The following is a 19,587-nucleotide window of genomic DNA, read 5'->3' as shown; positions in this document are numbered from 1 at the left end:
CTCGGTGTGTCAGACAAACCTTGCGTGGCTGACACACCGCTCCCGCCGGCAAGCCGTGCTGCTACGGGTCGTAGGTCACTTGCGGTCGGCGACGACGCCGATCAGCACCAGCACCACCAGCAACACCGGCGCCAGGCTGTAGTTGTTGAACTGGCTCAGGCCGCGCACCACCCAGGGTGTGGCGTAGATCAGTGCCGCGCCGCTGCCGATGGTGCACAGCAGAGCCATGACCGGTACGCGCAAGGCGCCGGCAAAGCTGCTCAGGCGGCCTTCGATCCAGCCCTTGATGTCTGCGCCGAACAGGATCAGCAGACAGCCCACCAACGCCAGGGCGATTTCCGACAGGTTGCTGCGGCTCCAGCGTGAGACGGTGGCCAGCAGGTCGAGTACGAGATCCATTCAGGGTCCTTAGTTAAGCCTTAAAGAAGAAAGTCCTGCAGCAGGTCATTGAGGAACAGTTGACCGCGGGCAGTGGCGACCAGTCGCGTTTCATCGGCTTCCAGCAGGCCCCGTTGTTCAGCCTGCCGACGGGCGCTGGCCAGCGAATCGAGGCTTAGACCGGTGCGGCGGGCAAATAATGCAGCGTCCACGCCTTTTGTCAGGCGCAAGGCGTTCATCAGGAATTCAAAGGGCATTTCGTCCAGCGGCAACAGCTTCTCGCCGGCCTGGAAGGGCTTGGCCGGGTTGAGGTAATCCTTTGGTAGGCGGGTCTTCCAGGTGCGCACGATGCGCCCGTCCGGATGGCTGAGCTTGCCGTGGGCGCCCGCGCCGATGCCGATGAAGTCGCCGAAGCTCCAGTAATTGAGGTTATGCCGTGCAGTGCGGCCTGGCTGGGCGTAGGCCGAGACTTCGTACTGGGCGTAGCTGTTTTCCCGCAGCAGCGTCTGACCGGCCTCCTGGATGTCCCAGAGGATGTCGTCTTCGGGCAGGGTTGGTGGCTGATTCCAGAACACCGTGTTCGGCTCCAGCGTCAGTTGATACCAGGACAGGTGCGTCGGTGCCAGCGCGATAGCCTGGCGCAGGTCGCCCAGGGCGTCGTCCTGGGACTGATCCGGCAGGCCGTGCATCAGATCCAGATTGAAGTTATCGAAGCCCGCCTGGCGCGCCATGTCTGCTGCACGCACGGCTTCGTCGCCATTGTGGATGCGGCCGAGGGCCTTGAGCTTGGCTTCCTGGAAACTCTGGATGCCGATGGACAGCCGGTTGATACCCAGGCCCCGGTAGGCGCTGAACTTGACCTGCTCGAAGGTGCCGGGGTTGGCTTCCAGAGTGATCTCGATGTCCGCTGCGAAGCGAATGCGCTGCTCCACGCCCTTGAGCAGCCGTCCGAGTGCATCGGCGCTGAACAGGCTTGGCGTACCGCCACCGAAGAAGATCGTGCTCAGTTCGCGGCCGTAGACGTGCTGCAGGTCCTGATCCAGATCTGCCAGCAGCGCGTCGACGTACTCCTGTTCCGGCAGGACTGCGCTGGCGGTGTGGGAGTTGAAGTCGCAGTACGGGCATTTGCGCACGCACCACGGAATATGGATGTACAGCGACAGCGGGGGCAGCTCGGGCAACGGGCTTCTCGGCTGCTCGGAGCTGAAACCGGCCGCGCCAAGGATCAGCGGCCGGGTGGTGGAATCCTGGGTCATGTCGATGCTGCATCCAACTGCAGACGCTGACGCAGGATGGCCATGGCGCGGGCGCGGTGGCTGATCTGGTTCTTGTCGGCAGGGGTCAGTTCGGCGCTGGACAGGTTGCGCTCCGGCACCCAGAACAACGGGTCGTAGCCGAAGCCGTGCTCGCCGCTGGCGGCCGTCAGGATGCGCCCGTGCCACAGGCCTTCGCAGAGGATCGGCAGCGGGTCGTCGGCATGCCGCACCAGCGCCAGGACGCAGACGAACTGCGCGCCACGTTGTTCTTCGGGCACATCCTTCAAGGCATCCAGCAGCTTGGCATTGTTGGCCGCATCGCCTTTGCCGTCGGCATAGCGCGCCGAATAGATGCCCGGTGCGCCGCCGAGAAAGTCCACCGCCAGCCCCGAGTCGTCGGCCAGGGCCGGCAGGCCGGAGATGCGCGCGGCGTTGCGCGCCTTGAGGATCGCGTTTTCGACGAACGACAGGCCGGTTTCTTCAGGCTCGACCGTGCTGAATTCGCCGATGGAGCGCAACTGGACACTGCCGCCGAGCATGGCTTGCAGTTCCTTGAGTTTGCCGGCGTTGTGGCTGGCCAGCACGAGTTGGGGAAAATTCATCATTGATCCGTGAAAATCTGTTGGTTGAAGCTCAGCGTGTGGATTTCGCCATCACCGGCTTTGACGTTGATCGTGAAGACATAGGTCGCCGAGGTGTCAGGCTCCACCGCGAACTGCGCGATGTAGTTGACCGAGCTGTTTTCGTTGATCGGCCTGAAAGCCAGCGGCTTTTTGCGGCCGGTCAGGTCAGCGACCGAGCCATCGACACTGGCGGTGACGGTCTTGCCGTCCTTGACCGCCGTGATGTTGATGACGCCCATGCCCTTGCTGCGGGTCAGGCCGTTCTGCTGGGCGATCTGCGGTTGCAGCACGCCCGAGGCGAAGGCGTTGTAGTGAACGATCAGGTCGCCAAACTGCTGTTGCCGATTCGGGCTTGCGCTGTCGGCGGCCATCACCTGGGTGGCCAGCGTGAGCAGCACGCCAAGCAGTAAAGTCAGACGGCGCATGATCGTTCCTCCTGATATCGGGGTTACACGGCGATCTGGTGGTCCTGCAGGCTTGGGCTGCTGACGCGATAGATGCCGATCTCACCCAACAGATTAGGCCATAGCTTGCTTGCCCAGCCATGACGATGCTGTTGATCGACCGCCAGCCGATCAATGACCTTGGCCGAACGGCCCCGGCACAGCTCTTCGAAGTCGGCGAAGGTGCAGAAGTGGATGTTTGGCGTGTTGTACCAGGTGTACGGCAGGAACTCGGATACCGGCATCCGGCCCTTGCTCGCCAGGTACCAGCGGCAGCGCCAGTGGCCGAAGTTGGGGAAGGTGATGATGCACTGGCGGCCCACGCGCAGCATTTCATCGAGGATCCGGTCAGGGTAGTGCACGGCTTGCAGCGCCTGGGTCATGACCACGATGTCGAAGCTGTTGCTGGCGAAGTTGCCCAGGCCTTTGTCCAGGTCCTGCTCGATGACGTTGACGCCCCGTGCCACGCAGCGGGCAATATTGTCGGCGTCGTTTTCCAGGCCGTAGCCGGTCACTTGCTTGTTTTCCTGCAGCCAGGCCAGCAATTCGCCGTCGCCGCAGCCGAGGTCGAGCACGCGGCTGCCTGCCGGTATCCAGTCTTGGATGATTTCCAGGTCGGCTCTCATGGTGTCCTCAGAGTGCAATTCGGTTCATGTAGCTGGAGAAAGCCTGCAGGTAGCGCGGGATCGGCATCAGGAAGGCGTCGTGGCCCTGTGGAGCGTCGATTTCCAGGTAGCAGACGTCTTTCTTGGCGGCCATCAGCGCGTCCACCAGCTCACGGGAGCGGGCCGGGGAGAAGCGCCAGTCGGTGGTGAACGACATCACGCAGAACTTGGCCGAGACCTTGGCGAAGGTGGCCGCCAGATCGTCGTTGAAGCTGGCAGCGGGATCGAAGTAGTCCAGTGCCTTGGTCATCAGCAGGTAGGTGTTGGCGTCGAAACGCCCGGAGAACTCTTCACCCTGGTAGCGCAGGTAGCTTTCGACCTGGAACTCGACGCTGTGGAAGTCGTAGTTGAGGTTTTCATTCTTCAGGCCACGGCCGAATTTTTCGCCCATGGAGTCATCGGACAGATAGGTGATGTGCCCGACCATGCGCGCCAGCATCAGCCCGCGCTTGGGGATCACGCCCTGTTCCTGGAACGAGCCGCCGTGGAACTCGGGGTCGGTGAGGATGGCCTGGCGGGCGACTTCGTTGAAGGCGATGTTCTGCGCCGAGAGCTTGGGCGCCGAGGCGATTGCCAGGCAATGACGCACGCGGTCCGGGTAGGTCATGGTCCATTGCAGCGCCTGCATGCCGCCCAGGCTGCCGCCGACGATCGCCGCCCATTGCATGATGCCCAGGCGGTCGGCCAGGCGGGCCTGGCTGTGCACCCAGTCTTCGACGGTCAGCACCGGGAAGTTGGCACCGAATGGCTTGCCGGTTTCCGGATTGATGCTGCTCGGCCCGGTAGAGCCGTTGCAGCCGCCGAGGTTGTTCAGGCTCACGACGAAGAACTTGTTGGTGTCGATCGGCTTGCCGGGGCCGATGCAGCTGTCCCACCAGCCCGGCTTGCGGTCTTCGCTGCTGTGGTAGCCGGCAGCGTGGTGATGGCCGGACAAGGCGTGACAGATCAACACCGCGTTGCTCTTGGCAGCGTTGAGTTGACCGTAGGTTTCATAGATGAGGTCGTAGGCCGCCAGCGAGCGACCGCAGGCCAGCGCCAGAGGCTCGCTGAAATGCGCCGTTTGCGGCGTGACTAGACCGACAGAATCTTCGGGAAACACCGTGGACATCGACCCTGCTCTCATTGAAATGAGGCGTAAGTCTAAAGATCGGGCGGGGTAGCGGCAAGCAAACAACGGGCCGGGGGGCAGATGAGTACCTGTAGGAGTGAGCTTGCTCGCGATTGCGGTGTGTCAGACGCCATCTACGTATCTGGCACACCGTCATCGCGAGCAAGCTCACTCCTACAGGGGGGGGGCGGGATTTAGATCAACCGCCACAACTCCGGGGGCATGCCGACGGACGAGGCCAACTCGGGCATCACGTACGACTGCACCACCTGGATCGCCAGGAAGGCGAAGATCGGCGAAATATCCAGGCCGCCCAGGTTGGGAATGATCCGGCGAAACGGCGCCAGCACCGGTTCGCTGATCTGCCAGGCCAGTTCCGCCGCCGGGTTGTGCGTGCCCGGCGCGATCCAGGACACGATCACCATAATGATCATCGCCACCCAGAAGATTTTCAGCAGCAGGGATACGATCCCCAGCAGCGACCAGATCAGCAGGTGCGGCACGTCGCCAATGGTGCCGTAGGTCATCATCAGCACGAAGGCCATCAGCAGCGCCTGAATGACGATCGCCAGCAGCAGGGATGAGGTATCCAGGCCCAGAACGCTCGGCACGATGCGCCGGATCGGCTTGAGCAGCGGCTGAGTCGCCTTGACCGTGAACTGGCTCAGCGGGTTGTAGAAGTTGGCCTTGACCAGTTGCAGCACGAAGCGCAGCAGGACGATGGTCAGATACAGGCTGACCAGGGTCTGAATGACGAAAATCGTGGCGCCGGTGAGTGCATTCATGAATTGCTCCTTATTTGCCCAGCAGTTCGGCCAGTTCAGCCGAACGATGAGCGGCTGCGCCAAGCGCCTTTTCAACGATCGCTTCGAAACCGTCCGCCTGGAACGATTTGATCGCCGCTTCCGTGGTGCCCGCAGGCGAGGTCACGCGACGACGCAGCTCGGCCGCATCGACATCGCTGGTGGTGGCCATGCGCGCAGCACCCAGAGCCGTTTCCTGGCTCAGTTGCTTGGCGACCTCGGGAGACAGACCCAGCTTGACGCCGGCGGCGGTCATGGCTTCGATCAGCAGGAAGAAGTACGCAGGGCCGCTGCCCGATACGGCAGTCACGGCGTCAATCTGCGCTTCAGTGTCCACCCAAAGGGCGATGCCCACAGCCGACAGCAGGGTTTCGGCCTGCTGACGCTGAGCCGGGGTCACGTCGTCGGTGGCGTACAGCCCGCTCACGCCCTGGCGCAGCAGCGCCGGGGTGTTGGGCATGCAGCGCACCAGCGGCTGCTCGCCCAGCCAGGTTTTCATGCTGGCGCAGGTGATGCCCGCAGCAATCGAGACAATCAACTGGTTGGGCTTGAGCGCAGGTTTGAGCGCTTCGCAGACGGCCTTCATCATTTGCGGCTTGACGGCCAGCAGCACAACGTCCGCGCCTTCGATAGCTTCGGCATTGTCGGCCACCACCTTGATGCCGTGCTCGCGGGCCATGCGCTCGCGGGTTTCGGCACCCGGGTCGCTGGCGCGGATCAGTTCAGCGTCGACACCCTGGGCACGCATGCCGCCAATCAGGCTGGCAGCCATGTTTCCGGCACCGATAAACGCGATACGGGTCTTGCTCATGAAGGATTTCCTGTGAGGCAAAGGTTAAGGCTGCCCATAATCGCGGGCGCCGAAGAGGGCAGTGCCGATCCGGACCCAGGTCGCGCCTTGTGCGATGGCGGCCTCCAGGTCGTGGCTCATGCCCATGGAAAGCGTGTCGAGCGGCAGGTTCAATCGATCTTGCAAAGTGCGCACGGCCGCGAAGGCCGCGTTCTGTTCGTCGCCATTTTCGGTCGGCTCGGGAATTGCCATCAATCCGCGCAATCGCAGATTAGGCAGGGCGCTGATCGCCTGGGCCAGGGCCGGAAGGTCTTCAGGGGTGCAGCCGGACTTGCTGGCCTCGCCGCTGACGTTGACCTGAATGCAGATGTTCAGCGGTGGCAGCTCGGCGGGGCGTTGTTCGGAGAGGCGTTGAGCGATTTTCAGACGATCCACGGAGTGCACCCAGGCAAAGTTCTCGGCGATTGCGCGAGTCTTGTTCGACTGGATGGGGCCGATGAAGTGCCAGATCAAGGGCAGGTCGCTCAACTCGGCCTGTTTGCCGAGGGCCTCCTGCAGGTAGTTCTCGCCAAAATCCCGCAATCCGGCGGCATGGGCTTCGCGCAGGTCACTGGCAGGTTTGGTCTTGCTCACGGCCAGCAGGCCGACGGATGCCGGATCGCGCTCTGCCGCTTGCGCCGCGTTACGAATTCGCTCTGCGAGCGTTGAAATGTTCTCTGCTATCGTGGACATTGATTTGCGCCAGCAGGGCTAAAGTCTGCGGCATTCTATGTGATGAGGAGCTGTATGGATATTACCGAGCTGCTTGCCTTCAGTGCCAAGCAAGGCGCGTCGGACTTACACCTCTCTGCCGGCCTGCCACCGATGATTCGTGTCGATGGCGATGTGAGGCGGATCAATCTGCCAGCGCTGGATCAGAAAGAAGTCCAGGCGCTGATTTACGACATCATGAACGACAAGCAGCGCAAGGATTTCGAAGAGGATCTGGAAACGGACTTCTCCTTCGAAGTGCCGGGCGTTGCGCGTTTCCGGGTCAACGCATTCAACCAGAACCGTGGCGCGGGTGCCGTGTTCCGGACCATTCCTTCGAAGGTCCTGAGCATGGAAGAGTTGGGCATGGGGGAAGTGTTTCGGAAGATTACCGACGTGCCCCGCGGGCTGGTGCTGGTGACCGGGCCGACCGGTTCCGGTAAATCGACGACCCTGGCGGCGATGGTCGATTACCTGAACGCCAACAAGCATCACCACATCCTGACCATCGAAGACCCGATCGAATTCGTTCACGAGTCCAAGAAGAGCCTGATCAACCAGCGTGAAGTGCACCGCGACACCCATGGCTTCGCCGAAGCCCTGCGTTCTGCGCTGCGTGAAGACCCTGACGTGATCCTGGTGGGGGAGCTGCGTGACCTGGAAACCATTCGCCTGGCGCTGACCGCAGCGGAAACCGGCCACCTGGTGTTCGGCACGCTGCACACCACGTCGGCGGCCAAGAGTATTGACCGGATCGTGGACGTGTTCCCGGCTCAGGAAAAATCGATGATCCGTTCGATGCTGTCCGAGTCGCTGCACGCCATCGTCTCCCAGGCGCTGCTCAAGAAGGTCGGCGGCGGTCGGGTGGCGGCCCACGAGATCATGATCGGCACCTCGGCGATCCGTAACCTGATCCGCGAGGACAAGGTGGCGCAGATGTACTCGTCGATCCAGACCGGCGGGGCGTTGGGCATGCAGACACTGGACATGTGCCTGAAGGACTTGATTGCGAAAGGGCTGATTACCCGCGAGAGCGCTCGCGAGAAGGCGAAGACGCCGGATAATTTCTGATTAGCCAGCGCCACATACAACTGTGGGAGCGAGCTTGCTCGCGAAGAGGCCGGAACATCCGCCGTATTTTCATCGGCAGTCACTCCGTCTTCGCGAGCAAGCTCGCTCCCACAGGTTGTAACAGGTCTTGCGCGAGTAGCTATCAGCGCTGTGCGATGCGCACGGTGCCTTTGTGGTTCGGCGCCTGCTTGGGCAGTACGCGCTTGGCAACCACGTAGTGGCTGTCCCAATACGGCTTCTTCAGCGTATCGATGGTCACCGACTTGCCACGACGCGGTGCGTGGACAAAGCGGTCGTCACCCAGGTAGATGGCGACGTGATTGACCTTGCGGCTCTTGATGTTGAAGAACAGCAGGTCACCCGGTTTCAGATCCTTGCGGTCCACTTTCTGCCCGTGGCCTTCGGCCATGGCGTTGGAGGTGCGCGGCAGATCCACTTCACTGACGTCGTTGAAGGCGTACTTCACCAGACCGCTGCAATCGAACCCTTTGGTTGGGCTGGTGCCGCCCCAACGATAAGGTGTGCCAATGGCTTTTACAGCGCGATTGACGACGTTGCTGCTCTGTTTGGTCCCCATCTGCGAAGGTGCAGCAAGGGCGACAGTGTTCTGCGAAATCTTGCGGGAACCCTTGGCGTTCTTGGCCTTGGTTGCCCGGCTCTTTTTACTGGAAGTCTTGAGCGGCGTAGCCGTTTCCTCGAGTGCTTCCTGGGTGGTGGTGTTGCTGGCTACCGTGGTTTCGGTGGTTTGCGAAGGATGACTTTTCGCAGTGAAACCGGAGAAGCTTGGGGGTAGCGTTTGCTCACGATTGGTGGCGTGGGCGGCCAGTGGCATAAAGAGACAAATAGTCAGCCATGTCTTTAAAAATGGACGCATTAGGCAGGGCTCATGTTGGTCAGCGCGCAACTTTATAACAGCTTTTGCACGCTTTCCGAGGCCATTTGTCGAACAATTTACTGCCCTTGCGGTCAGTTTTGACCCATAAACTGTCACATGCCTGTAGCCATCGCCTTGCAGAACAAGGGTTTGCGTGAAAGGCGAGAGGTTCAAGCCATACGTCGGAAGGCGGCACGAAAGTCACAAAAGTTACGCATATTTTTTTCTATCGCGGCAAATGAGGTACCCAATGAACACCTATCAGCATGACGTTCAACGCCCGGACACCCACAGCAAGATCATGGGGTATCTGCTGTGGATAGTCGGTTTCACCGGTTCCCACCGCTTCTATTACGGCAAGCCGGTGACCGGCACGATCTGGTTTTTCACCCTGGGATTGCTCGGCATCGGCTGGCTGATCGACCTGTTCCTGATCCCGTCGATGGATCGTGAGGCGGATCTGCGCTTCAACGCAGGCTCAACCGATTACAGCGTCGCCTGGATTCTGCTGACGTTTCTGGGCGTGTTTGGCGTTCACCGGATGTATCAGGGCAAGTGGATCACCGGGATCCTGTACCTGCTGACCGGCGGATTGGCGTTTCTGGGGGTGCTGTATGACTTCTGGACGCTTAATGAGCAGGTGTCCATGAAGAACGCACAAAGCCGCTGACAACCGCGCACTCGTAGCAGCACGGCTTGCCGGCGGGAGCGGTGTGTCAGGCGATGCATCACTGACTGATCTACCGCCCCCGCCGGCAAGCCGTGCTGCTACGGGGTTGGATGTGTACTTAGGGAATTAACCGATATAGCTGATTCGCCCATCCACAAAGGTGTACTTCACCGCGCCTGGCAGGCAGTGGCCCAGGAACGGGCAGTTTTCGCCCTTGGACATCCACTTCTCGCCGGCCACGGTGGACGCCGCCGGGTCGAACAGCACCAGGTCCGCCGCAGCACCGGCTGCCAGTTGCCCGGTAGGCAGGCGCAGGGCCGAGGCTGGGCCGGAGCTCAAGCGCGCCAGCAATGTCGGCAGGTCCAGCAGGCCATCTTCCACCAGCGTCATCGCCAGCGGCAGCAACAGCTCCACGCTGCTGATGCCAGGCTCGGTCGCGCCGAACGGCGCCAGCTTGGCGTCACGCTCGTGGGGTTGGTGATGGCTGGAGATCGCTTGCACCACGCCGGATTTGACCGCTTCGCGCAGCGCATCGCGGTCGGCGCGGGTGCGCAGCGGCGGTTGCACGTGATAGAGGCTGGAGAAGTCGATCAGCGCCTCGTCGGTCAGGATCAACTGATACAGCGCCACATCCGCTGTCACCTTCAGGCCGCGTGCCTGGGCCTGGGCGATCAGGGCCACGCCACGGGCGCTGGTCAATTGCGTGAAGTGGGCGCGCACGCCGCTTTGCTCAACCAGCAGCAGGTCCCGGGCCAGGGCCACGGTTTCCGCGGTTTCCGGGATGCCCGGCAGGCCGAGGAAGGCTGCCGTCGGGCCGTCATGGGCCAGGCCGCCGGCGGCCAGGTCAGCGTCCTGGGAGTTGAAGATCACCGTCAGGTCGAAGGTGGCGGCGTACTCCAGCGCACGGCACAGGGTGCGGTTGCTGCCGAAGTTCTGCAGGCCATTGGTGAAGGCCACGCAGCCAGCATCGCGCAGGGCGATCAGTTCGGCCAGTTGCTCGCCTTCCAGGCCCTTGCTCAGGGCGCCGATCGGGAACACCTTGCTGTGGCCGGCTTCGCGAGCGCGGTCAAGGATCAGTTCGGCAACCGCCGAGGTATCCAGAACCGGCTTGGTGCGCGGCGGGCAGCACAGGCTGGTCACGCCACCGGCCGCTGCGGCGCGGGTTTCGCTGGCAATGCTGCCTTTGCGGCTGTAGCCCGGCTCGCGCAGGGACACGTTCAGGTCGACCAGCCCGGGAGCGGCGATCAGGCCCTTGCCGTCGATGGTTTGCGATGGGGTGAAATCGGCAGGCGCCGCGCCCAGGGCGAGGATCTTGCCGGCTTCCAGATGAATGTCGAGGACCTGATCCAGACCGCTGACCGGATCGATGACGCGAGCGCCGAGGATGCTGAACTTCACTGGGCGTTCTCCTGCTCGAACTGACGTTGTGCGGTTTGGCCGCTCATGGCCATGGACAACACGGCCATGCGCACTGCGATGCCGTAGGTCACTTGATTGAGAATCACCGAGTGGGCGCCGTCGGCCACCGCTGATTCGATTTCCACGCCCCGGTTGATCGGGCCTGGGTGCATGACGATGGCGTCAGGCTTGGCGCCGGCAAGACGTGCGGTGGTCAGGCCGAACAGGCGGTAGAACTCGCCTTCGCTGGGCAGCAGGCCGCCCGACATGCGCTCGCGCTGCAGGCGCAGCATGATGACCACGTCCACGTCTTTCAGACCCTCGGCCAGATCCGTGTAAACCTTCACTCCGTATTGCTCGACGCCAATCGGCAGCAGGGTTTTCGGCGCGACCACGCGGATGTCCGGGCAACCCAGCGCCTTGAGCGCGATCATGTTCGAGCGTGCAACCCGCGAGTGCAGGATGTCGCCGACGATGGCCACCGACAGGTTCTTGAAGTCGCCCTTGTGGCGGCGAATGGTCAGCATGTCGAGCATGCCCTGGGTCGGGTGCGCGTGGCGGCCGTCACCGCCGTTGATGATCGCCACCTGCGGGCAGACATGCTCGGCAATGAAGTGCGCCGCGCCGGAGTCGCCGTGACGCACCACGAACATGTCGGCGGCCATGGCTTCCAGGTTGCGCAGGGTGTCGAACAGGGTTTCGCCCTTGCTGGTCGAAGAGGTCGACACGTTCAGGGTGATGACATCCGCCGACAGCCGTTGCGCCGCCAGTTCGAAGGTGGTGCGGGTGCGCGTCGAGTTCTCGAAGAACACGTTGCACACGGTCTTGCCGCGCAGCAGCGGGACTTTCTTCACCGCCCGGGCGCCGACTTCAAGGAAGGAGTCGGCGGTGTCGAGGATTTCGGTGAGCAGTTCGCGGGGCAAACCGTCGAGCGAGAGGAAATGTTGCAGCTGACCCTGATGGTTCAGTTGCAGCGGGCGCTTGGCGTCGAGAGGCGTCATCGCAAAGGACTCTTAAAGGGCGGCGGAATCGGTGGAGAGGTCTTGCAGTTCAAGCGTCAGCGGCGTCGGGCCGGACAGCTTGACGCGCTCGTTGGGAGACAGGTCCAGCGTGGCCCCGGTCACATTTGGACGAATCGGCAGTTCGGCGGCGTCCAGGTCCAGCAGCGACACCAGGGTTACGCTGGCCGGGCGGCCATAGTCGAACAGCTCGTTGAGCGCGGCGCGAATGGTGCGGCCACTCATTAGTACGTCATCGATCAGCACCAGGTGCTGGCCTTCGATCTCGAATGGCAGTTCGGAAGGGCGCACTTGCGGATGCAGGCCGTTCTGGCTGAAGTCATCGCGGTAGAACGATACGTCCAGCGTGCCCAGCGGCGACTGGCTGCCCAGCGCTTCAAGCAAAGCCTGTGCGACCCACACGCCACCTGTGCGAATGCCGATGAAGCGGGGTTCGCTGATGCCGCGTTTGTTCAGGTGCGCGTTCAGATCGATCGCCATCTGGCTGATCAGTTCGGCGGGGTTGGGCAGGGTCATGGTCGCTCCTTCAAGAGCCCCGCCGCGCAGGTTGCAGACGGCAGGGCTAAAACTCAGATTCGATGCAGTGTAAGGCGCTCAGGTGTCAAAAAGTGCGCCGTTGGCTTCCAGCCAGCCTTGCAGCAACAGAGCTGCGGCGATGGCGTCCACCGGGTTGTCACGGTAAGTGCCGCGCTGACCGCCACGGGCCATGCGCTCGCCCTTGGCTTCGAAGGTGGTCAGGCGCTCGTCGTGGGTGTAGACCGGCAGGTTGAAGCGGCCATTGAGCTTGCGCGAGAACTTCTCGGCCCGTGCGCTCATTTCGCTGGGCGTGCCGTCCATGTTCAGGGGCAGGCCGACCACGATGGCGTCGGGCTTCCACTCGTTGATGAGGGCCTGGACCTTGTCCCAGTCGGGCACGCCGTTCTGGGCCTTGAGGGTGCACAGCTCGCGGGCCTGGCCGGTAATCACCTGGCCGACCGCCACGCCGATCTGTTTGGTGCCGTAGTCAAAACCCAGCAGCAGACGCAGTGCGGCCATCAGGCGTGACCCGCCTGGCTTGTGAGCAGGCTCAGGTTGATCCCCAGCTTGGCGGCGGCGGCATCCAGGCGCTGCTCGCTGTCCAGTTCGAACAGGATGGCCGGGTCAAAGGCGCAGTTCAGCCAGGCATTGGCGGCAAACTCGGCCTCCAGTTGGCCCGCATCCCAGCCGGCATAGCCCAGGGTGATCAGATTTTGATCAGGGCCGTAGCCGTCGGCGATGGAAAACAGGATGTCCTGGGAGGTCGACAGCGAGATGCCGCCCAGGTCCACAGTGGCCTGAAACACCTGGCCTGTGGGGTGCAGGACGAAGCCGCGATCCGTCTGGACGGGGCCGCCGACATGGATGGGAATGTGCTGGCAGCGCGATGGCGGCGGCAATTCCGGGCGAAGCTGCTCAAGGATGTCCGCCAGGGAGAGGCTTTGCGGTCGGTTGATGACCAGGCCCATGGCGCCATTGGCATTGTGCTCGACGATGTAGGTCAAGGTCTGGGCGAAGTTCTCATCGTGCATGTGGGGCATGGCGATCAGAAACTGATGCTTGAGGTAGGTCGCGGGTACGTTTTTCATGAGCCCTAGTGTGGCGCCGTAGGGCTGTCGTGACAACTGGCAGAACCGACCCGACGGTGGATAAATCGCGACGCGGGTCAGGTTTCATGTAGCAACACACAACCTGTAGGAGCGCGCTTGCCCGCGACCGCGATCTTTCTGGCAATTCGATGTGGCTGACACGACGCTGTCGCGGGCAAGCGCGCTCCTACGGGGGGGCGGTGTGTCAGACAACATTTTCGGCGCTGACACACCGTACCCGCCGGCAAGCCGTGCTGCTACGCGATGTGTATCGGCAGAGGGAGGTCAATTACTGGAAAGCTTGTCCCCGCGGGCGAATTTCCAGGTGCGGATGATTTCCAGGCGGTCGATGTCCGACAAGTCGCCGGTAAACGGCGCGAAGGGCGCGGCCAGCCGGACGATTCGCTGGGCGGCCTGGTCCAGCAAGGGCTGGCCGGAAGATTCCAGCACCAGCACTTCATAGAGAGAGCCGTCTCGGTTGATCGACACCATCATCCGCAGGCTGCCGTAGATCTGCTGACGGCGGGCTTCCTCGGGGTAGTTGAGGTTGCCGATGCGCTCGATCTTCTTGCGCCAGTCTTCTTTATACCAGGCGCCCTTGTCGCGCATGGTCGAGGCGGCGCTCAGGCGGTGGATCTTCGGGCGCTTGGCGTAGGCCTGTTGCTCATCGGCCAGTTCGGCCTCAAGGCTTGCGATCTCGCTGTTGAGCTGGGTGCTGTCGAACGCCGGTGCAGCCTTTTTCGGCTCCTCGGGTTTGACTTCGTCACGCTTGGCGACAGTCTTCTGCGGCGCCTGGGCCTTGGTGGCGACGGCCGTCTTCGGCGCTTCCTGCTTGACCACCGGTTTGGCGGCGGGCGGAGGCGTCACCTTGTTGATCTTGGTGTCCTGGTAGGGCGCGATCTCGGTGGTCTTGGGCACCGCCTTCTTGTCGAGAGTGCCGCTACCCTGCTGGTTTTCCTGGGCCAGGAAGTCAGCGTCCTTGGGCTTCTTGTCGCTCTTGAAGGGCGCCAGGGTGATTTCCAGTGTCTGGCTGATCTTTTCCGGCTTCACATAGGTGAAGCCCACGCCAAGGATCAATGCCAGGTGCACGAGGGCCGCGATCATCAGGGTAAAGCCCAGACGATCAGCCGGGCGCACGGAGGTACGGGTCAGGGCCATCGGGAGATCACTGTTGACCGCAGCGTTCATCGACGCTCCGGTATCGCATGAGCCAGCATTGCAAAAAACCACCCTGGGGCGAAATTCAGGCCGCGCATGATAACGCAATGTTCGTAGGGACTTTCGCTTTGATGCGTGTTGGCCGATTAATGGGCAGCCAGCCGCCACACAATCCCTGTAGGAGTGAGCTTGCTCGCGATAGCGGTGTGTCAGTTAGCCATTTATTGACTGGCTCACCGCCATCGCGAGCAAGCTCACTCCTACAGAAGCGGGGTGTGAGGCCTGAGGTCAGCGCGCCTTGAGCTTCTTCTCGATCGCATCCATCAGCAACCCGCCGATATCCGTGCCGAACGCATTGTCGATCTCGCGGATGCAGGTCGGGCTTGTGACGTTGATTTCGGTCAGGTGCTCGCCGATCACGTCCAGGCCTACGAACAGCAGGCCTTTTTCCCGCAGGGTCGGGCCGATCTCGTTGGCGATCCAGCGGTCGCGTTCGCTCAAGGGGCGGGCTTCGCCACGGCCACCGGCAGCCAGGTTGCCACGGGTCTCGCCGGCAGCCGGAATACGCGCCAGGCAATACGGCACAGGCTCGCCATCGACCATCAGGATGCGTTTGTCGCCGTCCTTGATCGCTGGCAGGTAAGCCTGGGCCATGATCTGGTGGGCGCCGTTGACGGTCAGGGTTTCGAGAATCACCGACAGGTTCGGGTCTTCGGCGCGATGGCGGAAGATCGAGGTGCCACCCATGCCGTCCAGCGGCTTGTAGATCACATCGCCATGTTCGGCGGCAAAGGCGCGCAGGATGTCGGCGCGGCGGCTCACCAGCGTCGGCGGGGTGCAGTGCGGGAACTGGGTGGCGAACAGCTTCTCGTTGCAGTCGCGCAGGCTCTGCGGCTTGTTGACGATCAGGGTGCCGGCGCGCTCGGCCTGTTCCAGCAGGTAGGTGGTGTAGATGAAGTCCATGTCGAACGGCGGATCCTTGCGCATCAGGATCACGTCCAGGTCATCCAGGCCGTTGTCGATTTCGGCTTCGAATTCGAACCAGTGCTCAGGGTCGGCGAAAACCTTCAAAGGCTTCATGCGGGCGCGGGCCTGGCCTGCGACCTGATACAAGTCCTGCTGCTCCATGTAGAACAGCGACCAGCCGCGCGCTTGCGCTGCCAGGAGCATGGCCAGCGAGCTGTCCTTTTTATAGGAGATGCGCTCGATGGGGTCCATGACAATTCCAACGCGAACGCTCATGGGCAATATCCTCTGATCGGTAATGGCCCGGCGGGCCTGAAAATACGCGTCAGGGTGGCGCTGCGCAGCCTTGGGGTCAAGGGGCAAGAGTGGCGCATATGCTTTATGGAATGCGTCACGGGAGTGTGCTAAAAAGGCTCGTCATCCAGCGCGATGCCAGTTGTCATACAGCGATCCGAACCGAACCACGCGCCAGGCCGAAGGCCAACCCGTCTGAATCGCCTGAGCGATGGTAGAGCAGATATGGAACAGCATTCAGCCCCATTGAAAGTGATGATTATCGACGACTCGCGCACGATTCGTCGCACCGCCGAGACCCTGTTGAAGAACGCAGGCTGTGAAGTGATCACCGCGGTCGATGGTTTCGACGCGTTGGCCAAGATTGCCGATAATCACCCGAGAATCATTTTTGTCGACATCATGATGCCCAGGCTGGACGGGTATCAGACGTGTGCGTTAATCAAGAACAACCGGGCATTCAAGTCTACGCCGGTGATCATGTTGTCCTCCAAGGACGGCCTGTTCGACAAGGCCAAGGGCCGTATCGTGGGGTCTGATCAGTTTTTGACCAAGCCGTTCAGCAGGGAAGAACTGCTCAGCGCAATCAAGGCGCATGTGCCGGAGTTCGTTGCGGTAGAACAACAACTATCTTGATGCCGACCTCGCACGGGGCGGCTGTTTGTATGGGGAAGCACCATGGCTCGAATTCTGATCGTCGATGATTCGCCGACCGAAATGTACAAGCTGACCGGCATGCTGGAAAAGCACGGCCATGAAGTCCTCAAGGCTGAAAACGGTGCCGATGGCGTGGCGCTGGCCCGCCAGGAAAAACCCGACGCGGTATTGATGGACATCGTCATGCCTGGCCTCAACGGCTTCCAGGCGACCCGTCAGCTGACCAAGGACGCCGACACCAACACGATCCCGGTGATCATGATCACCACCAAGGATCAGGAAACCGACAAGGTCTGGGGCAAACGCCAGGGCGCGCGGGATTACCTGACCAAGCCTGTGGACGAAGAAACCCTGATGAAAACCCTGAACGCGGTCCTGGCAGGCTAAGGCCGGCTGGCGTTCATGGCCCAGTCGCAGACTGCCTTCGCCCTGCTGCTCGACATCGACCAGCGTTGCCGCTCGCTGGCTGCCGGCCTGCCGTTGCAGGAAACCCGGCAGCAAGGCTGGAGCGGCATCGGCTTTCGCATGGGCGAGCGCCTCTATGTGGCGCCCATGGGCGAGGTCGACGAGATCCTTCACGAACCTCGTTGCGCCGCCCTTCCCGGCGTCAAGCCGTGGGTCAGGGGCATCGCCAACCTGCGCGGGCGCCTGCTGCCGGTCATGGACCTGCACGCCTACTTCGGTCACGAGCTTTCAGCGGTGCGCAAGCAGCGGCGGGTGCTGGTGATCGATCATCAGGATGTATTCGCCGGGCTGCTGGTCGATGAGGTGCTGGGTATGCAGCATTTCAACGAACGCAGCCTGATGCCGGAACTCGCCGGTGACAGCGAGCCGAACATCTCGCCCTATATCCAGGGCCGCTTCCTGCGCGAACAGGCCTGGCGGGTGTTCAGCCCAAGGGCCCTGGTGCAGTCGCCGGGGTTCATGGATGTTGCCCTGTGAATCACTTCGGCACTGCGGCTCCTGCAAAACACAACCGATCTTCGGGCGGAGCCCTGAGAAATGAGTAATACCGGCAAGTCCCTTGAAGGCGCTCGCAGCCGTTCGCTGATTATCGCGCTGTTTGTCGGCCTGATCGTGTTCATCATGCTGCTGTTCGTCAACTTCGCGTACCTGAGCACCCAGTCCAACTACGACAAGCAGTACATCGGCCATGCCGGCGAGTTGCGCGTACTGTCCCAGCGTATCGCCAAGAACGCTTCGGAAGCCGCCACCGGCAAGGCTGCGGCGTTCAAGTTGCTGGCCGATTCGCGCAACGATTTCGACACCCGCTGGCAGTACCTGAAGAAGGGCGACAAGAACACCGGATTGCCCGCCGCACCCGCTGAAGTCACCGATGAACTGAAAGCAGTGCAGAACGACTGGGAAAATCTGCGAAAAAGCACCGATGTGATTCTTTCCCGCGAGCAGACGGTGCTGTCCCTTCACCAGGTGGCGGCGACGCTGGCCGAGACCATTCCGCAGTTGCAGATCGAGTCGGAGAAGGTTGTCGATATTCTGCTGCAAAACCGCGCCCCCGCCAGCCAGGTCGCGCTGGCCCAGCGTCAATCACTGCTGGCCGAGCGCATCCTGGGCGCGGTGAATACCGTGCTGTCCGGCGACGAAACCGCCGTCCAGGCCGCCGACGCCTTTGGTCGCGACGCCACGCAGTTCGGGCGTGTGCTCAATGGCATGCTCGAAGGCAACGCGACCTTGAAAATCACCCAGGTCGAGGACAAGGACGCCCGCGCACGGCTGGCCGATATCGCCGAGCTGTTCCAGTTCGTGTCGGGATCGGTAGACGAAATTCTGGAAACCTCGCCGGAATTGCTGGAAGTGCGCGAGGCGTCGAGCAATATCTTCACCCTGTCGCAGACCCTGCTCGATGAAGCCTCGGTACTGGCCAACAGCTTCGAGCACCTGGCCGGAGGCCGCGCCACCAACAGCTACGGCGGCTACATCCTGGGCCTGCTGGCGCTGGCGTCGATCATTCTCATCGGCCTGGTGATGGTGCGGGAAACCAACCGCCAGTTGCGGGAAACCGCCGAGAAAAACGAACGCAACCAGACCGCGATCATGCGCCTGCTCGATGAGATCGAAGACCTGGCCGATGGCGACCTGACGGTGGCCGCTTCGGTGACCGAGGATTTCACCGGCGCCATCGCTGATTCCATCAACTACTCCATCGACCAGTTGCGCGAGCTGGTGGCGACCATCAACCTCACCGCTGAACAGGTGTTCGGCGCGGTCAAGGACACCCAGACCACCGCGACCCAACTGGCGGCGGCGTCCGAGCACCAGGCGTTGCAGATCGCGGCGGCGTCCAACGCGGTCAACGACATGTCCCGGTCGGTGCAGCAGGTTTCGGCCAACGCGTCTGAGTCGGTGGCGGTCGCCGAACGCTCGGTGGCGATCGCCAACAAGGGCAATGAGGTGGTCCACAACACCATCAACGGCATGGACAACATTCGCGAGCAGATTCAGGACACATCGAAGCGGATCAAACGCCTGGGTGAGTCCTCTCAGGAAATTGGCGACATTGTCAGCCTGATCGACGACATTGCCGACCAGACCAATATCTTGGCCTTGAACGCGGCGATCCAGGCATCCATGGCCGGTGATGCCGGTCGCGGCTTTGCCGTGGTGGCGGACGAGGTGCAGCGGCTGGCCGAACGTTCGTCCTCGGCCACCAAGCAGATCGAAACCCTGGTGCGTGCGATTCAAAATGACACCAACGAAGCGGTAATCTCCATGGAGCAGACCACCACCGAAGTGGTGCGTGGCGCGCGATTGGCGCAGGATGCAGGGGTGGCGCTGGAGGAAATCGAAGGGGTTTCCAAAGTGCTGGCGGCGCTGGTCGAAAGCATCACCAATGCCGCCCAGCAGCAGGTGGCGCTGGGTCGGCAGATTTCCTCGACCATGACCGTCATCCAGGAGACCACCACCCAGACCACCTCCGGCACGGCCGCCACGGCAAAAAGCATGGGCAACCTTGCGAAAATGGCCAGCGAGATGCGCCGCACGGTGTCCGGTTTCACGCTGCCGGCCTCGCGGGATCAGCATTGATCGTCACGCCGTACC

Annotated in this window: 23 protein-coding genes; 6 read left to right on the top strand and 17 right to left on the bottom strand. The window is 62.1% G+C overall.

Annotation, left to right across the window (positions count from 1 at the left end):
* Positions 1 to 75: 75 nt before the first annotated feature.
* The 9 genes from NPS29_RS07300 to NPS29_RS07260 all read right to left on the bottom strand — a co-directional run bounded on the left by NPS29_RS07300 (position 76) and on the right by NPS29_RS07260 (position 6,798).
* Positions 76 to 399, bottom strand: a complete 324-nt coding sequence (locus NPS29_RS07300) for a DUF3392 domain-containing protein (RefSeq protein ID WP_062385487.1) — start codon at positions 397 to 399, stop codon at positions 76 to 78.
* A gap of 20 nt (positions 400 to 419) precedes the next feature.
* Positions 420 to 1,634: a radical SAM family heme chaperone HemW gene (gene hemW / locus NPS29_RS07295; RefSeq protein WP_274131665.1), complete on the bottom strand. Its 1,215-nt coding sequence runs from the start codon at positions 1,632 to 1,634 to the stop codon at positions 420 to 422.
* Complete coding sequence (rdgB, locus tag NPS29_RS07290) at positions 1,631 to 2,239, bottom strand: RdgB/HAM1 family non-canonical purine NTP pyrophosphatase (protein ID WP_274131664.1); 609 nt, start codon at positions 2,237 to 2,239, stop codon at positions 1,631 to 1,633. Before rdgB ends, hemW begins: the two co-directional genes overlap by 4 nt.
* Positions 2,236 to 2,682, bottom strand: coding sequence for a DUF4426 domain-containing protein (locus NPS29_RS07285; protein ID WP_274131663.1), 447 nt, complete (start codon positions 2,680 to 2,682; stop codon positions 2,236 to 2,238). Before NPS29_RS07285 ends, rdgB begins: the two co-directional genes overlap by 4 nt.
* 23 nt (positions 2,683 to 2,705) lie before the next feature.
* Complete coding sequence (metW, locus tag NPS29_RS07280) at positions 2,706 to 3,326, bottom strand: methionine biosynthesis protein MetW (protein ID WP_274131662.1); 621 nt, start codon at positions 3,324 to 3,326, stop codon at positions 2,706 to 2,708.
* Positions 3,327 to 3,333: 7 nt separating this feature from the next.
* A complete protein-coding gene (gene metX / locus NPS29_RS07275; RefSeq protein WP_274131661.1) occupies positions 3,334 to 4,473 on the bottom strand; it encodes a homoserine O-succinyltransferase MetX in 1,140 nt (379 codons plus the stop codon).
* A gap of 194 nt (positions 4,474 to 4,667) precedes the next feature.
* Positions 4,668 to 5,258, bottom strand: a complete 591-nt coding sequence (locus NPS29_RS07270) for a YggT family protein (protein ID WP_274131659.1) — start codon at positions 5,256 to 5,258, stop codon at positions 4,668 to 4,670.
* A gap of 10 nt (positions 5,259 to 5,268) precedes the next feature.
* Positions 5,269 to 6,087, bottom strand: coding sequence for a pyrroline-5-carboxylate reductase (proC, locus tag NPS29_RS07265; RefSeq protein ID WP_274131657.1), 819 nt, complete (start codon positions 6,085 to 6,087; stop codon positions 5,269 to 5,271).
* A 24-nt stretch (positions 6,088 to 6,111) separates the two neighbouring features.
* Positions 6,112 to 6,798, bottom strand: coding sequence for a YggS family pyridoxal phosphate-dependent enzyme (locus NPS29_RS07260; RefSeq protein ID WP_274131655.1), 687 nt, complete (start codon positions 6,796 to 6,798; stop codon positions 6,112 to 6,114).
* A 54-nt stretch (positions 6,799 to 6,852) separates the two neighbouring features.
* Here NPS29_RS07260 and NPS29_RS07255 point away from each other — a divergent pair, with 54 nt between their 5' ends.
* The gene (locus NPS29_RS07255) at positions 6,853 to 7,887 is read left to right on the top strand and encodes a type IV pilus twitching motility protein PilT (RefSeq protein WP_274131653.1); all 1,035 of its coding nucleotides are present in this window, start codon (positions 6,853 to 6,855) and stop codon (positions 7,885 to 7,887) included.
* A 142-nt stretch (positions 7,888 to 8,029) separates the two neighbouring features.
* Here the strand turns inward: NPS29_RS07255 and NPS29_RS07250 are convergent, their stop codons facing one another.
* Positions 8,030 to 8,761 carry a C40 family peptidase gene (locus NPS29_RS07250; RefSeq protein WP_274131652.1) on the bottom strand — a complete coding sequence of 244 codons (732 nt, stop codon included), beginning with the start codon at positions 8,759 to 8,761 and terminating at the stop codon, positions 8,030 to 8,032.
* A gap of 250 nt (positions 8,762 to 9,011) precedes the next feature.
* Between NPS29_RS07250 and NPS29_RS07245 the strand changes: the two genes are divergently transcribed.
* Positions 9,012 to 9,431: an NINE protein gene (locus NPS29_RS07245; protein WP_274131651.1), complete on the top strand. Its 420-nt coding sequence runs from the start codon at positions 9,012 to 9,014 to the stop codon at positions 9,429 to 9,431.
* A 126-nt stretch (positions 9,432 to 9,557) separates the two neighbouring features.
* Here the strand turns inward: NPS29_RS07245 and NPS29_RS07240 are convergent, their stop codons facing one another.
* From NPS29_RS07240 to gshB, 7 genes are all read right to left on the bottom strand, one after another.
* The gene (locus NPS29_RS07240; protein ID WP_274131650.1) at positions 9,558 to 10,829 is read right to left on the bottom strand and encodes a dihydroorotase; all 1,272 of its coding nucleotides are present in this window, start codon (positions 10,827 to 10,829) and stop codon (positions 9,558 to 9,560) included.
* Positions 10,826 to 11,830: an aspartate carbamoyltransferase catalytic subunit gene (locus tag NPS29_RS07235; RefSeq protein WP_274131649.1), complete on the bottom strand. Its 1,005-nt coding sequence runs from the start codon at positions 11,828 to 11,830 to the stop codon at positions 10,826 to 10,828. Before NPS29_RS07235 ends, NPS29_RS07240 begins: the two co-directional genes overlap by 4 nt.
* Before the next feature lie 12 nt (positions 11,831 to 11,842).
* A complete protein-coding gene (gene pyrR / locus NPS29_RS07230) occupies positions 11,843 to 12,364 on the bottom strand; it encodes a bifunctional pyr operon transcriptional regulator/uracil phosphoribosyltransferase PyrR (protein WP_274131647.1) in 522 nt (173 codons plus the stop codon).
* Positions 12,365 to 12,442: 78 nt separating this feature from the next.
* The gene (gene ruvX / locus NPS29_RS07225) at positions 12,443 to 12,883 is read right to left on the bottom strand and encodes a Holliday junction resolvase RuvX (RefSeq protein WP_274131646.1); all 441 of its coding nucleotides are present in this window, start codon (positions 12,881 to 12,883) and stop codon (positions 12,443 to 12,445) included.
* The gene (locus NPS29_RS07220; protein WP_274131644.1) at positions 12,883 to 13,452 is read right to left on the bottom strand and encodes a YqgE/AlgH family protein; all 570 of its coding nucleotides are present in this window, start codon (positions 13,450 to 13,452) and stop codon (positions 12,883 to 12,885) included. The genes ruvX and NPS29_RS07220 overlap by 1 nt, the downstream gene beginning before the upstream one ends.
* Positions 13,453 to 13,737: 285 nt before the next feature.
* The gene (locus tag NPS29_RS07215; protein ID WP_274131642.1) at positions 13,738 to 14,640 is read right to left on the bottom strand and encodes an energy transducer TonB; all 903 of its coding nucleotides are present in this window, start codon (positions 14,638 to 14,640) and stop codon (positions 13,738 to 13,740) included.
* Positions 14,641 to 14,898: 258 nt separating this feature from the next.
* On the bottom strand, positions 14,899 to 15,852 hold the full coding sequence (gene gshB, locus NPS29_RS07210; protein WP_274131640.1) for a glutathione synthase: 954 nt from the start codon (positions 15,850 to 15,852) through the stop codon (positions 14,899 to 14,901).
* Between the two features lie 243 nt (positions 15,853 to 16,095).
* Here gshB and pilG point away from each other — a divergent pair, with 243 nt between their 5' ends.
* From pilG to NPS29_RS07190, 4 genes are read left to right on the top strand one after another with little or no spacing between them, the layout of a single operon-like run.
* Complete coding sequence (gene pilG, locus NPS29_RS07205) at positions 16,096 to 16,506, top strand: twitching motility response regulator PilG (protein ID WP_274131639.1); 411 nt, start codon at positions 16,096 to 16,098, stop codon at positions 16,504 to 16,506.
* Between the two features lie 42 nt (positions 16,507 to 16,548).
* On the top strand, positions 16,549 to 16,914 hold the full coding sequence (gene pilH / locus NPS29_RS07200; RefSeq protein ID WP_274131638.1) for a twitching motility response regulator PilH: 366 nt from the start codon (positions 16,549 to 16,551) through the stop codon (positions 16,912 to 16,914).
* Positions 16,915 to 16,929: 15 nt separating this feature from the next.
* Positions 16,930 to 17,469 carry a chemotaxis protein CheW gene (locus tag NPS29_RS07195; protein ID WP_274131637.1) on the top strand — a complete coding sequence of 180 codons (540 nt, stop codon included), beginning with the start codon at positions 16,930 to 16,932 and terminating at the stop codon, positions 17,467 to 17,469.
* A 60-nt stretch (positions 17,470 to 17,529) separates the two neighbouring features.
* Complete coding sequence (locus NPS29_RS07190) at positions 17,530 to 19,572, top strand: methyl-accepting chemotaxis protein (RefSeq protein WP_274131636.1); 2,043 nt, start codon at positions 17,530 to 17,532, stop codon at positions 19,570 to 19,572.
* The last annotated feature ends 15 nt before the right edge of the window (positions 19,573 to 19,587 follow it).

The organism is Pseudomonas putida, assembly GCF_028682175.1.
In the GTDB taxonomy this organism is placed as follows: Bacteria; Pseudomonadota; Gammaproteobacteria; order Pseudomonadales; family Pseudomonadaceae; genus Aquipseudomonas; species Aquipseudomonas putida_AD.
Note: the sequence above shows the minus strand (reverse complement) of the source record. Positions and strands in the feature narration are given on the sequence as shown.

What these genes read in the sequence shown, in the direction of transcription:
- NPS29_RS07300 (WP_062385487.1), bottom strand. Translation starts at nt 399, where the DNA reads ATGGATCTCGTACTCGACCTGCTGGCCACCGTCTCACGCTGGAGCCGC.
- hemW (WP_274131665.1), bottom strand. Translation starts at nt 1,634, where the DNA reads ATGACCCAGGATTCCACCACCCGGCCGCTGATCCTTGGCGCGGCCGGT.
- rdgB (WP_274131664.1), bottom strand. Translation starts at nt 2,239, where the DNA reads ATGATGAATTTTCCCCAACTCGTGCTGGCCAGCCACAACGCCGGCAAA.
- NPS29_RS07285 (WP_274131663.1), bottom strand. Translation starts at nt 2,682, where the DNA reads ATGCGCCGTCTGACTTTACTGCTTGGCGTGCTGCTCACGCTGGCCACC.
- metW (WP_274131662.1), bottom strand. Translation starts at nt 3,326, where the DNA reads ATGAGAGCCGACCTGGAAATCATCCAAGACTGGATACCGGCAGGCAGC.
- metX (WP_274131661.1), bottom strand. Translation starts at nt 4,473, where the DNA reads ATGTCCACGGTGTTTCCCGAAGATTCTGTCGGTCTAGTCACGCCGCAA.
- NPS29_RS07270 (WP_274131659.1), bottom strand. Translation starts at nt 5,258, where the DNA reads ATGAATGCACTCACCGGCGCCACGATTTTCGTCATTCAGACCCTGGTC.
- proC (WP_274131657.1), bottom strand. Translation starts at nt 6,087, where the DNA reads ATGAGCAAGACCCGTATCGCGTTTATCGGTGCCGGAAACATGGCTGCC.
- NPS29_RS07260 (WP_274131655.1), bottom strand. Translation starts at nt 6,798, where the DNA reads ATGTCCACGATAGCAGAGAACATTTCAACGCTCGCAGAGCGAATTCGT.
- NPS29_RS07255 (WP_274131653.1), top strand. Translation starts at nt 6,853, where the DNA reads ATGGATATTACCGAGCTGCTTGCCTTCAGTGCCAAGCAAGGCGCGTCG.
- NPS29_RS07250 (WP_274131652.1), bottom strand. Translation starts at nt 8,761, where the DNA reads ATGCGTCCATTTTTAAAGACATGGCTGACTATTTGTCTCTTTATGCCA.
- NPS29_RS07245 (WP_274131651.1), top strand. Translation starts at nt 9,012, where the DNA reads ATGAACACCTATCAGCATGACGTTCAACGCCCGGACACCCACAGCAAG.
- NPS29_RS07235 (WP_274131649.1), bottom strand. Translation starts at nt 11,830, where the DNA reads ATGACGCCTCTCGACGCCAAGCGCCCGCTGCAACTGAACCATCAGGGT.
- pyrR (WP_274131647.1), bottom strand. Translation starts at nt 12,364, where the DNA reads ATGACCCTGCCCAACCCCGCCGAACTGATCAGCCAGATGGCGATCGAT.
- ruvX (WP_274131646.1), bottom strand. Translation starts at nt 12,883, where the DNA reads ATGGCCGCACTGCGTCTGCTGCTGGGTTTTGACTACGGCACCAAACAG.
- NPS29_RS07220 (WP_274131644.1), bottom strand. Translation starts at nt 13,452, where the DNA reads ATGAAAAACGTACCCGCGACCTACCTCAAGCATCAGTTTCTGATCGCC.
- NPS29_RS07215 (WP_274131642.1), bottom strand. Translation starts at nt 14,640, where the DNA reads ATGAACGCTGCGGTCAACAGTGATCTCCCGATGGCCCTGACCCGTACC.
- gshB (WP_274131640.1), bottom strand. Translation starts at nt 15,852, where the DNA reads ATGAGCGTTCGCGTTGGAATTGTCATGGACCCCATCGAGCGCATCTCC.
- pilG (WP_274131639.1), top strand. Translation starts at nt 16,096, where the DNA reads ATGGAACAGCATTCAGCCCCATTGAAAGTGATGATTATCGACGACTCG.
- pilH (WP_274131638.1), top strand. Translation starts at nt 16,549, where the DNA reads ATGGCTCGAATTCTGATCGTCGATGATTCGCCGACCGAAATGTACAAG.
- NPS29_RS07195 (WP_274131637.1), top strand. Translation starts at nt 16,930, where the DNA reads ATGGCCCAGTCGCAGACTGCCTTCGCCCTGCTGCTCGACATCGACCAG.
- NPS29_RS07190 (WP_274131636.1), top strand. Translation starts at nt 17,530, where the DNA reads ATGAGTAATACCGGCAAGTCCCTTGAAGGCGCTCGCAGCCGTTCGCTG.